Here is a 10,000-nt window from a genome sequence, read left to right as displayed (position 1 = left end):
GCTGTAGACATCCTGATCAACGTGCTGGGGGGCTCAAAGACTCCAGGTGGTGGTTTTGCAGCTATCAGTGATGAGCACTGGTTTGCTGAGCTGAATCTGAACCTAATGCCTGCCGTCCGCCTGGACCGTGCATTGTTGCCCACTATGCTGGCGCAAGGCTCGGGTGTCATCATCCACGTTAGCTCCATCCAGCGTGTGCTGCCTCTGCCCGAGTCCACGACCGCGTACGCCGCGGCCAAAGGGGCTCTCACTACCTATAGCAAGTCGCTGGCAAGAGAGGTGACGCCAAAGGGGGTTCGTGTGCTGAGTGTTGCACCGGGATGGATTGAGACCGAGGCTTCAGTCGTGTTCGCACAGCGAATGGCTGCCGAAGCAGGAACAGACTACGAGGGGGGTAAGAAACTTATTATGGACTGGCTGGGCGGGATCCCGGTAGGCCGACCTGCCAAGCCAAACGAGGTTGCCGATTTAATAGCTTTCCTGGCGTCTCCGCGCTCCGCGTCGATCACAGGTACTGAGTACAGGATTGACGGCGGCACAGTTCCCACCTTGTAACGAGGAGCTGCGGACTACTTATTAGTGGCAAGCCCCGCGGCTTGCCACTGCAAAGGCTTGTCAGTCTTACTTTTTTTGTTTATAGCAATTTTTTTAGATACAAAACGGCCAGTCAGGTTCGGGTTCACTTTGATAGTTGGGGGTCATACATCTTTCCCTCCGATTACTGCCGTGTTAACCGTAAATTAGGTTGATCACAAGCTTCACTGGAGCGCAGCGGGTTAATATCCAGGCCGCCTCTTCTGGTGTAGCGAGCGTAAACCAGTAAAAACTCTGGCTCGCACAGCTTCCACAAATCCAGATAAATCCGCTCTACACATTGCTCGTGAAATTCATTGTGGCTTCTGAAACTAATCAGGTATTTCAGCAAGGAAGCATGATCAATAGCCTTACCTTTGTAATGAATATAAACACTGGCCCAGTCTGGCTGGGAGGTGATCAAGCAGTTAGATTTCAGCAAATGCGAATGCAGTTTTTCGTCGACCAAAGTCCCTGTTGGATCTAATTGCAACAGCTCTGGTTTGTAGTCGTAATGCTCAACTTCAATATCCAAATCGTCGATGCAACGGCCAGGCAACCAGGTTGGTTGAAAGGCGGTCAGCTCATTTACGTTATGCAAAGTCACTTGCACAGGGCCACCGGCACAGGCTGATAAATCCGTTTTCATAGTGCGGTAAAGCTGGCTGATATCGGCAAATTTACTTTGATTTAAGCTGTTTAAGTAGAGTTTAAAGGACTTGGATTCAATCAGATTTGGCGTATCAAAAGGCACCACAAAAGTGGCTAAAGCTACCATGGGTTTACCTTTTGGATTCAGCCATGACAACTCGTAACCATGCCAGATGTCCTGGCCGACAAAAGGCAGTTCCGCTGCTAAACCTATAGCCTGACGGCCTAAAGTGCGTGGTACAGCCTGCAGTAATTCAGGACTGTAGTGATCAATATAAGCAGTAGCCTGGCCAAGTGTTAAGCCAGACAATTGCTCTGTCTGTATTTTTGTCATAAAGCCTTCTTACGGGAAGCTAGAGCGAATTTGATTGCATCTTGTCACGCCAGGGACTTGGGGATAAAGGCACAACCAAGTTAGAATGGCGGCAATTTTAGCACAAAAGCGAAGCAGCATGCCGGGCCAATTCCATCAGCAATTTACACAATTTGTAGAGTCTTATTACGACAAAAAGCCAACACTGATCAGTTGGGTTGATCCAGAACTTGATTCGCCTTGTCAGTATGGCGAGGTAGTTGAGGGCGAGGTGCACTGGCGTCCGGTGAAAGCTGAACCTGTTTTGGATTTATCTAAAACCCAGCAGGCATTGGAGCTGCAGTTCCCGGCAGAGCTTGTTACCTTCTATACCAGCTATTTTGGCGGCGGTTTAAAGGTTCAGCATCAAAGAGGTGAACTTGAGCTGTTGATGAGCTGGCATCAGGCTGATTTCGAGCGCCTGCAGCAAAATATCATCGCGCATATTCTGATGAAAAGACGGTTAAAACAGCGCGAAACTGTATTTATTGCAGCTACAGATCACGACGATTATTTGATTTCAGTGTTAGTGGCAACAGGTGAGGTTTATCTGGAAAAAGTAGGAATGGAAGTGAAGGATTTACTGGCGCCTGACCTGTCGACTTTTTTACAGCAGCTTAGTTTTTAAGCTGCTTCAGAGCTGGCAATCAAAGGCTATATTCGACAGTAATTGGCAAGGTTCACAGCGAAAATCAAATAAGCCATGCCAGCTTTCAGTTAATTGCCAGTCAGAGCCACAGCACGGGCATTTTTTCCCGGCATCCAAACTACAGTCTGAACTGCTACCACTGTACAGATAATAATAGACAGGCTTTTGCAGCTCTTTACTCAAGGCTTTGGCCTGTTTGTAACCTTGTTGGTTTAAACCACTGTAAAAGCCCTGCAGGCTTTGTTCGGCGCTCTTCAGCAGTACCCGGGCTTCCTGCATCTGAATTTCATCCAGTGCCTGATACTGCAATTGCCAACGCACTAAAGACTCAAAATCTTCACCGCTGCTTCTACCCACTTTGTACAAAGGCACTGGAGCGAAATGTTCGGCGCAGTAAAGCACTGAGTTAGTGGCGGAAAAGCTACAAAATAAAATCAGCGCTGAATGAGAAGGACAGGGGTCAGTATGATTCGACATCAAATCATCACCCAGAATCTTTAACTTTGGATAGCTTAAACCCACCTGCTGTAATTGTTCTAAGGCATCAAGGCCTGTTTTGCTGTGTGATTTTTTCTCCAGTGCATCAGCTTGTGGCAGCACTACACGACTGAAAAAACTGTCTTTTGCCTGATAAGTCGGGAATTCGCGGCCTAGGATCTGCCCCTGGAAAATCAGCTTTTCCAGATAATAGCGAATACCTTTTTCCGCTGCAGCAAAGCTGGTATCGGCAATAATTTTAAATTCCAGCTCTGCGACCAGCATCAGATCCCCAACTTTTTCATGATCAAGTCAAGCTTGGCTTCAATACGGGCTAAATCTGCCTGGATATCAGAGGACTGCTCAGCTTCTGTCTGAGATTGTGGTGCTGGTGTAGGCCCGGGTTGCAGTGTTACAGCACCATTGCGCCAAGCCTGGTAAGCCTGCAGTAAAGCAGGGCTCATGGTTGCAGTACCTAGACGGGCTTTAACCAAAGCCAGGCTGGGCTCCTTGCCTTCTTGTTGCAGCTGAACAGCAATTTTTGCAACCTGTTGACTGAGTTGTTCCATAGGATTCTCAAGTTTCACTAAAATTTAGTGAAATTTACCACTTAAGTGATTCATATCTCTAGCCTGATTTTATAAGTTGTTGTTATGTAAGGGTATTAAAAGTTGGCTTGCGTTTTGCTTTTGGCTATCAACAAGTTAAAACTCTAAGGGAAAAACAATGAATTATTTAAAAGTATTAACAGTAGCAACAGCAATGATGGCTTTATCTGGTTGTGTGGTCGCCATAGGAGATAACGATGAGCACGATAGTGGTAACAATTCATCCTGGAAAAAAACTCAAAAGTTAAACAATCAGGTGATTAGCCAGTTAAATTTGGGCGATGAACTGGTCTCTGTGCGTGGTCAGTTAGGCACGCCTGACTTTAGCGAATCTTTCCGCGATGCTGGCAACGAAACTGTGGTGTTGTTTTATCGCACTCATCATGAGCACAGTGACGGTGAAACCAGTAAAAATGAATGCACCCCTTTGGTATTCAAAAATGGTGTATTAACTGGCTGGGGTGACAAAGCCTATCGTCAATTGTAACAATCCCTGGAGTAGGGAGGCATTGACTGTCTGGGTTTATGCCTCCCTTTTTTACCAGCCTAAGGAGCTTGTTGCTATCGCAACAATACGTTTAATTGATCAATCACATCGCTCCAGTCGGCGTCCTGTTTTAAATTCTCAGTTAAGAAACTTGCCTGCGCGCTGGTCCAAAACGAAGCTTGAGCCAAAGACATATCGGCTGGAATTTTATGATTAGCGATAAAAGCTTTAATGCCCGCCGGGCTGTTATCCAAGCCTAACTGTGCAAACAAAGTGGCCAAATCGTGTGTAGTCATATCCATCTTATAGTTCCTTTATCAATCAGAGTTCTGTTAAGTGTAGTTGGCTGTCAGGATGATGCATTGGCATTCTGCCGCCTGACTGCTATGTTGATACTCAAACTAAAATAAAATAACAGGGACATCGAATGCCAAATCAACCTGCTCTTGATATGAACCAGCTTAAAGCACAGTTGTTAACCCCTGATGAATTAAAACTAGCTGCGTCCTTGTTATACCAGTCTTATCATGACGATCCGGTTTTTATGGATATTTTCCAGTCCGAAAAAAGCGACTACGAACAGCGTTTAAGAGCTGCAATACGTGAGGAGTTGAACGTCTTCTGGCAAGAAGAACAACCCGTCATTGGCATTTTTGTTGAGCAGCAGTTGTTAGGGGTAGCTTGCGTTACTGAGCCAGGCTCTAAACTAAGTGGTGATAGATTCTGGCATTGGCGCTTAAAAATGTTACTGACAGCAGGGTATGTCTCAACTAAACAACTATTGGAAAAAGAACAACGCATTCATGCCGCTATGCCGGTACAGCATTATCATATGCTGGCCTTTATCGCTGTTTCACCAAAGTACCAGCATTTTGGCTTAGGGCATTATTTGATGCACGCCGTTGATTCTATAGTAGAGAAAAATCCGGCCTCTCTGGGCATTGGTGTTTTTGTCACCCTGGACAAAAATAAAGCTTTTTTTAGCGCCGATCATTATCAACAAGTCACTGAGTTGAATTTCAGCAAAGTCAAAGGTACTTTAATGTTCAGACCAAGACAAAACAGTCCTTTAACTTTAGTGGAGTAAACAGCAGATGTCCGGCTTTCGCAGTTTTTCCGAGTTTTACCCTTATTATTTGTCTGAACATCAAAACCCTGTTTGCCGTCGCCTGCATTATATTGGTTCGACTCTGGTGTTAGCCATTTTAGCCGCTTTGAGTCTGACAGGTTTATGGGGGTACTGGTGGCTGATGTTGCTGGCGGGTTACGGATTTGCCTGGCTTGGGCACTTTAAGTTTGAGCATAACAAACCTGCTACCTTCAAATATCCTTTTTATAGTCTGGCAGCAGATTGGGTGATGTATAAAGATTTTTTGACCGGCCAGTTAGAGCAAAAGTTACAAAACCTGCCTCAAATCCGGTAAGGCGGTAGCTGGAAGCTTAAATAGCGCAGGCCGGATAAACGCAGTTCGGCCTGATACCGGCTTTCTCCGTCGCCGCTAAAATCCACCTGATAGCTGGTAAACCAGCGCCATCTGTTGTCCAGTTTAGAGAACTGATGCTTGCCTCTGGCGCATTCCAAAAACTGTAACTGCTGTTGCTTACACAAATGTTTAGCTAGCTTAACTGCAGTTTCATCTTGCTTACGCTGCAACAAAAATGCGTAGACAAAAGCCATACCTAACAATAATAACCAGACAAAATCCATCATTACTCCTTTGTTATGAACATGCATAATGGCGATGCCCAGGTGTTTTTGCAAGGCAGCTCAGGTCCAGCCTGTGATAAAATCTGTGCCAGTTAAATCGGATCACCAGTTAAATCGGATCGGCATAAGCATGTATTTACAGGTCACAGATTTATTAAATCAGATAGAAAGCGAACTAAAAACAGCAGAGCTTTGGACTCTTATCGCACCCAGTCCTGAGGCGATGCAAAGCACAGCGCCATTTTTTTGTGACACTATGCCGCTGGAGCACTGGCTACAGTTTGTATTTTTGCCGCGCATGCGGGCTTTGGTCGAAGAGCGTTTGCCTTTACCGCAGCAAATAGCAGTTTGTCCTATGGCCGAAGAAGCTTTTAAACATTTAGAGAACCGCACATTGCTGCTGATTAATCGAATTGCAGATTTGGATGAATTATTAAGTGGACAACGTCAGCAAAGCATTGCCAGAGCCTGAGTTAACGCCAGTTCCGGTGTTGAATATTCTGTATCAGGACCAGTATCTGGTCGCCATAGATAAACCAGCGGGTATGCTAGTGCACCGCTCTTTTTTAGACCGACATGAAACCGTTTTTGTGATGCAAACTTTACGTAATCAGCTAGGTCAGCATGTGTTTCCGGTGCACAGGCTCGACAGGCCGACCTCTGGTGTGTTGTTATTTGCTTTGTCTGCGGACGTTGCCCGTTTGCTGACAGAACAGTTAACTGAACAGCACTGGCGCAAGTTTTATCTGGCGGTGTGCCGTGGTTTTGTTAAACAAGCTGGTATTTTGGATTATCCGCTGAAGGAGCAACTGGATAAAATTGCTGACAAACAGGCAAGTCAGGACAAAGACAAGCAGGAGGCTGTAACGGCTTTATGGCCTTTGGCACAAGTTGAATTGCCCATAGCCATAGGCAAATATCCGATGGCACGTTATTCGTTGGTGGCTTTGCAGCCTTTAACAGGTCGTAAGCACCAGCTGCGTCGTCATTTATCGCATTTACGTCATCCTTTGGTCGGGGATACTACCCATGGTGAAGGCAAACACAACAGACTCTTTGCGGAGCATTTTAATAGCCACAGATTGTTATTGATTGCCAAAAGACTGGAGCTAAAACACCCGGTGACAGGCGTAGATTTAGTGATCGAAGCGCCGTTGGGTGAAGTAGAAGAGTTATTTACAACATTGGGTTGGCCCGCAGCTGACAGCTGGTACAGTCAACTTTTTGATCAGTTAGAGTTAAAGGGCTTAGCGCAGTTATAAAGCAGGGGATCTATGAAAAAAGTAGCCATTATGGTGGGCACTGTTTACGGTGGTGCTCAGTTTGTTGCCGAAGAAGCAGAGAAAATTTTACAGGCTAAAGGTTATCTGACTCAGTTGAATCTGGAGCCTAAACTGAACGACGTATTAGCTTTTGCGCCTGATATCTGGCTGGTGATCACCTCCACCACAGGTCAGGGCGATATTCCGGATAACTTGTTACCCTTTTTTATCGATGTAAAAGACAGGTTCCCGCTGTTAACCGGTAAAAAATACGCTGTGATTTGTTTAGGTGACAGTGGCTATGGCGATACCTTTTGTGGTGCTGGTAAACAGTTTTCCGAATTATTGGCTGAATTACAGGGCACAGCTTTGGCTCCGGCCTTAGAGATTGATGCTGGTGAAACACTGCAAGCTGAAGATTTAGCTTTACCCTGGATAGAGCAGCAGTTTTAATTTTATTCTAATTAAACAGCGCCATAGTGTCTTTATAAGCAAGGCTTAATGCCGCTATGGCTTCCTGTTCTGACTTGATATTGGTGTAGCCTATCACCAGACCATACCTCTTATTTTTTTGTGAATACCAGCTCGATAGCGGAAATACCTGCAGGTTGAAGGAGTTCCACAACTCAGCCAGCTGCAAGTCCTGCACACCTTGTTTTAAAAACACCACAATATGCATACCGCCGTCTGTATGTTCATAGGTAAATAAGCCTGGATATACCTTATCCAAAGCGCTATAGACCATCATTCGTCTTTGCTGATACAAAGCGCGCATTTTTTTCAGATGTTTAAAAAAGTGGCCTTCGCTTAAAAATAAGGTGAGGATTTTTTGTGGCAACAAAGGCTGGCTGGTTTCGATAATTTCGCCTGTTTCTTTAAATTTGCTTAATAGTTCTGTCGGCATCACTATGTAACTGACCCGCATCGACGGCATAATGGTTTTACTAAAAGTACCAACATAAATCACTCTGTCATCAGTATCCTGACTTTTCAATGCAGGTATCACTTTTTTGGTGTAGTGAAACTCGCCATCGTAATCATCCTCTATCACCCAGGCTTTCGTTTGTGCTGCCCACTGCAGCAGTTGCTGACGCCTTGGCAGAGATAAAGTGACGGCCAAAGGGCTGTGGTGAGCTGGGCTTGTGATGACAAACCTGGCGTCATGATGATGCTTCAGCAAATAATCAACATTTAAGCCTTGAGCATCGACAGGGGCGTAATGCAGGTTATGCACTATACGCTTCAGTAGCTTTTGGCCAAAAAAGTAGCCTGGATCTTCAAAGATACATTTATCATTTTGCACACTCAGCGTCTGCAAAATTAGTGCAATACTGCTTTTATAGCCGCTGGTGATAAAGATTTGCTCCGCTTTGCAGTTTAAGCCCCGTGAGATATTCAAATAATTAGCTATAGCCTGACGCAAAGGTGGGTGGCCCATTATAGGCGGGTTTAGCATTTCCTCTGGTCGCATGGCGCGGATGGCTTTACCTGATAACAGCAACCATTTCTTATAAGGAAATTCATCTAAAGAGGGTATACCCAAACGGAAATAGCCTTTGTTATCCCGCAGGTCGATAATATGTTTTAAGCTTTTGTCCTCTAAGGCTAATTGTGGCGTTTCAGCGGGCTGCGTTTTAATAAAAAGCTCGGGGTTAACTATGGTCCCTCTTGCCCCCAGACTGACCAGATAACCTTCACCAATCAAAATATCGTACGCCGCTTCGACCGTCTTTTTCGCGACTCCCAAATCTTCTGCCAATACCCGGATTGACGGGACTTTTTCGCCGGGTTTTAAAGTGCCTGCCAGAATACTCTGGGTATAACGCTGATAAATTTCTTTATAGCCCATTAAGTGTCCTACTTAATTTCTTGGTTCTTGTATCTGTTGAGTATGACATCTGGCGTTAAAATGAGCGACATCAACAGAAGATTTAATGATGAGGAAGAGAGAATGAAGCTACTACACATTAAGGTCAGTCCAAATCTGCAAGGCTCTTCGTCACGCAAAGTATCGCAACATTTGCTGGAGAAATTGCAAAGCAGTTATCCAGAGCTGACCGAGCAGGTGCTGGATTTGTCGGCTCAGCCTTTGCCTCATCTGGATGCGCTGACAACAGGGGCATTTCTGACGAAACCAGAAGACAGAACAGCAGAGCAAAACCAGGCGATCCAACTGTCCGAGCAGTTGGTGGATATGTTGCTGGAAACTGACATTCTGCTGCTGTCATCCCCGATGTGGAATTTAGGTCTGCCGTCTGTATTAAAGGCCTGGTTTGATCACATCACCAGAGCTGGACGCACTTTTGCCTTTACCAAAGAAGGTACCAAAGTGGGTTTGGTGACCAATAAAAAAGTCTATGTAGTGGTCTCAAGCGGCAGCTGTTTTAGCCAGGGACCTTTTGCGAATGATGACCAGTTTACGCCTTATATCAAAGTCGCGTTGGCTTACATAGGTATAGAAGACCTGACATTTATCAGAGTAGATGGAACCCATTTTCCTCTGACCAAAGACACAGCATTAGCCAAAGCGCTAAGCGCAGTTGATATGTTAACCGTTTGATTAATATTGCTTTATCTACTTTTAACTGAAAACCGGAGCACGACCATGAGCAACAGAGTAAATCACTTTCAAACTGTACCGAACCTGACCAAAGCACTAATAGATGCCAGCATGGCATCCTATAAAACTTCTATTGATCCCTTAATCAAAAGCTTGATCGATATCAGAGCCTCGCAACTGAACAACTGTGCTTTTTGTCTGGATATGCATATCAAGCAGGCCAAGATTAAAGGCGAAGGGGAGCTGCGTTTACATCATGTCGCCATTTGGCGTGAATCACCATTATTTAACGCTAAAGAAAAAGCAGCGCTGGCGTTAACTGAGGCTTTAACTCATATTCCGGCTATCGGTATCAGTGACGAGCTGTATATTTCTACCAAAGAACATTTCTCTGACGTAGAAATTTCTGAACTGACTTATGGCATTGGTTTAATTAACTTCTGGAACCGTATGCAAATTGTGGCGCAGATGGAACCTGGCTCACAAGACGCAGCTTTTGGTTTAACCAAGGCAGTGTTTAACTAAGCTAGTTTGAAAATGGGGTCAGATCACATTGTTAACAGTTAACAATGTGATCTGACCCTGAGGTATCCCCACAAAAATATGAGTAAAATCATAGAGGTGATACAAAAAATTAAGTAAGTGAGAACATTCATGGTGTTCGGTGATCAGA

General features: G+C 45.0%; 16 protein-coding genes. 10 read left to right on the top strand and 6 right to left on the bottom strand.

Annotated elements, in window-relative coordinates:
- Positions 1-555 (top strand): SDR family oxidoreductase (locus tag LDL40_RS08220; RefSeq protein WP_300994782.1); only part of this gene is annotated, 555 nt, incomplete at its 5' end.
- A gap of 163 nt (positions 556-718) precedes the next feature.
- On the opposite strand, the gene queF is transcribed toward LDL40_RS08220, so the two are convergent.
- Entirely contained in the window at positions 719-1,558 is an 840-nt protein-coding gene (queF, locus tag LDL40_RS08215; protein ID WP_300994781.1) for an NADPH-dependent 7-cyano-7-deazaguanine reductase QueF, read from the bottom strand.
- 85 nt (positions 1,559-1,643) lie between these two features.
- Here queF and syd point away from each other — a divergent pair, with 85 nt between their 5' ends.
- Positions 1,644-2,204, top strand: coding sequence for a SecY-interacting protein (syd, locus tag LDL40_RS08210; protein WP_300994780.1), 561 nt, complete (start codon positions 1,644-1,646; stop codon positions 2,202-2,204).
- Between the two features lie 6 nt (positions 2,205-2,210).
- Here syd and LDL40_RS08205 read toward each other — a convergent pair whose 3' ends face one another.
- Both LDL40_RS08205 and LDL40_RS08200 read right to left on the bottom strand, forming a co-directional pair.
- Positions 2,211-2,987, bottom strand: a complete 777-nt coding sequence (locus LDL40_RS08205; protein WP_300994779.1) for a DUF2310 family Zn-ribbon-containing protein — start codon at positions 2,985-2,987, stop codon at positions 2,211-2,213.
- Positions 2,987-3,271, bottom strand: a complete 285-nt coding sequence (locus LDL40_RS08200; RefSeq protein WP_300994778.1) for a hypothetical protein — start codon at positions 3,269-3,271, stop codon at positions 2,987-2,989. Before LDL40_RS08200 ends, LDL40_RS08205 begins: the two co-directional genes overlap by 1 nt.
- 157 nt (positions 3,272-3,428) lie before the next feature.
- Here LDL40_RS08200 and LDL40_RS08195 point away from each other — a divergent pair, with 157 nt between their 5' ends.
- On the top strand, positions 3,429-3,797 hold the full coding sequence (locus tag LDL40_RS08195) for a DUF3192 domain-containing protein (protein ID WP_300994777.1): 369 nt from the start codon (positions 3,429-3,431) through the stop codon (positions 3,795-3,797).
- Positions 3,798-3,871: 74 nt separating this feature from the next.
- On the opposite strand, the gene LDL40_RS08190 is transcribed toward LDL40_RS08195, so the two are convergent.
- A complete protein-coding gene (locus tag LDL40_RS08190) occupies positions 3,872-4,099 on the bottom strand; it encodes a DUF2789 domain-containing protein (RefSeq protein ID WP_300994776.1) in 228 nt (75 codons plus the stop codon).
- Positions 4,100-4,224: 125 nt separating this feature from the next.
- On the opposite strand from LDL40_RS08190, the gene LDL40_RS08185 reads away from it, so the two are divergent.
- Together LDL40_RS08185 and LDL40_RS08180 are read left to right on the top strand one after the other, a co-directional pair.
- Positions 4,225-4,884 (top strand): GNAT family N-acetyltransferase, encoded by a 660-nt coding sequence (locus LDL40_RS08185; RefSeq protein WP_300994775.1) that lies wholly within the window; start codon positions 4,225-4,227, stop codon positions 4,882-4,884.
- Between the two features lie 7 nt (positions 4,885-4,891).
- On the top strand, positions 4,892-5,221 hold the full coding sequence (locus LDL40_RS08180; protein ID WP_300994774.1) for a DUF962 domain-containing protein: 330 nt from the start codon (positions 4,892-4,894) through the stop codon (positions 5,219-5,221).
- On the opposite strand, the gene LDL40_RS08175 is transcribed toward LDL40_RS08180, so the two are convergent.
- On the bottom strand, positions 5,209-5,559 hold the full coding sequence (locus LDL40_RS08175; RefSeq protein WP_300994773.1) for a DUF3301 domain-containing protein: 351 nt from the start codon (positions 5,557-5,559) through the stop codon (positions 5,209-5,211). The genes LDL40_RS08180 and LDL40_RS08175 overlap by 13 nt on opposite strands.
- A gap of 19 nt (positions 5,560-5,578) precedes the next feature.
- Between LDL40_RS08175 and LDL40_RS08170 the strand changes: the two genes are divergently transcribed.
- Genes LDL40_RS08170 through LDL40_RS08160 form a run of 3 tightly spaced genes read left to right on the top strand, consistent with a single transcriptional unit; the run spans position 5,579 to position 7,220 of the window.
- The gene (locus LDL40_RS08170) at positions 5,579-5,977 is read left to right on the top strand and encodes a YqcC family protein (RefSeq protein ID WP_300994772.1); all 399 of its coding nucleotides are present in this window, start codon (positions 5,579-5,581) and stop codon (positions 5,975-5,977) included.
- The gene (gene truC / locus LDL40_RS08165; RefSeq protein WP_300994771.1) at positions 5,943-6,767 is read left to right on the top strand and encodes a tRNA pseudouridine(65) synthase TruC; all 825 of its coding nucleotides are present in this window, start codon (positions 5,943-5,945) and stop codon (positions 6,765-6,767) included. The genes LDL40_RS08170 and truC overlap by 35 nt, the downstream gene beginning before the upstream one ends.
- A gap of 12 nt (positions 6,768-6,779) precedes the next feature.
- Positions 6,780-7,220, top strand: a complete 441-nt coding sequence (locus tag LDL40_RS08160) for a flavodoxin (RefSeq protein WP_127021064.1) — start codon at positions 6,780-6,782, stop codon at positions 7,218-7,220.
- Positions 7,221-7,227: 7 nt separating this feature from the next.
- Here the strand turns inward: LDL40_RS08160 and LDL40_RS08155 are convergent, their stop codons facing one another.
- Entirely contained in the window at positions 7,228-8,616 is a 1,389-nt protein-coding gene (locus tag LDL40_RS08155; protein ID WP_300994770.1) for a PLP-dependent aminotransferase family protein, read from the bottom strand.
- Positions 8,617-8,718: 102 nt separating this feature from the next.
- Here LDL40_RS08155 and LDL40_RS08150 point away from each other — a divergent pair, with 102 nt between their 5' ends.
- On the top strand, positions 8,719-9,327 hold the full coding sequence (locus LDL40_RS08150) for an FMN-dependent NADH-azoreductase (RefSeq protein ID WP_300994769.1): 609 nt from the start codon (positions 8,719-8,721) through the stop codon (positions 9,325-9,327).
- A gap of 45 nt (positions 9,328-9,372) precedes the next feature.
- On the top strand, positions 9,373-9,852 hold the full coding sequence (locus tag LDL40_RS08145) for a carboxymuconolactone decarboxylase family protein (protein ID WP_300994768.1): 480 nt from the start codon (positions 9,373-9,375) through the stop codon (positions 9,850-9,852).
- Positions 9,853-10,000 lie beyond the last annotated feature (148 nt).

The sequence above is a fragment of the Rheinheimera sp. genome (genome assembly GCF_020217005.1).
Classification (GTDB): Bacteria; Pseudomonadota; Gammaproteobacteria; order Enterobacterales; family Alteromonadaceae; genus Pararheinheimera.
Note: the sequence above shows the minus strand (reverse complement) of the source record. Positions and strands in the feature narration are given on the sequence as shown.

Bases quoted from the DNA above. Each gene is read 5' to 3' on its own strand.
- queF (WP_300994781.1), bottom strand. From the start codon at position 1,558: ATGACAAAAATACAGACAGAGCAATTGTCTGGCTTAACACTTGGCCAG.
- syd (WP_300994780.1), top strand. From the start codon at position 1,644: ATGGCGGCAATTTTAGCACAAAAGCGAAGCAGCATGCCGGGCCAATTC.
- LDL40_RS08205 (WP_300994779.1), bottom strand. From the start codon at position 2,987: ATGCTGGTCGCAGAGCTGGAATTTAAAATTATTGCCGATACCAGCTTT.
- LDL40_RS08200 (WP_300994778.1), bottom strand. From the start codon at position 3,271: ATGGAACAACTCAGTCAACAGGTTGCAAAAATTGCTGTTCAGCTGCAA.
- LDL40_RS08195 (WP_300994777.1), top strand. From the start codon at position 3,429: ATGAATTATTTAAAAGTATTAACAGTAGCAACAGCAATGATGGCTTTA.
- LDL40_RS08190 (WP_300994776.1), bottom strand. From the start codon at position 4,099: ATGGATATGACTACACACGATTTGGCCACTTTGTTTGCACAGTTAGGC.
- LDL40_RS08185 (WP_300994775.1), top strand. From the start codon at position 4,225: ATGCCAAATCAACCTGCTCTTGATATGAACCAGCTTAAAGCACAGTTG.
- LDL40_RS08180 (WP_300994774.1), top strand. From the start codon at position 4,892: ATGTCCGGCTTTCGCAGTTTTTCCGAGTTTTACCCTTATTATTTGTCT.
- LDL40_RS08160 (WP_127021064.1), top strand. From the start codon at position 6,780: ATGAAAAAAGTAGCCATTATGGTGGGCACTGTTTACGGTGGTGCTCAG.
- LDL40_RS08155 (WP_300994770.1), bottom strand. From the start codon at position 8,616: ATGGGCTATAAAGAAATTTATCAGCGTTATACCCAGAGTATTCTGGCA.
- LDL40_RS08150 (WP_300994769.1), top strand. From the start codon at position 8,719: ATGAAGCTACTACACATTAAGGTCAGTCCAAATCTGCAAGGCTCTTCG.
- LDL40_RS08145 (WP_300994768.1), top strand. From the start codon at position 9,373: ATGAGCAACAGAGTAAATCACTTTCAAACTGTACCGAACCTGACCAAA.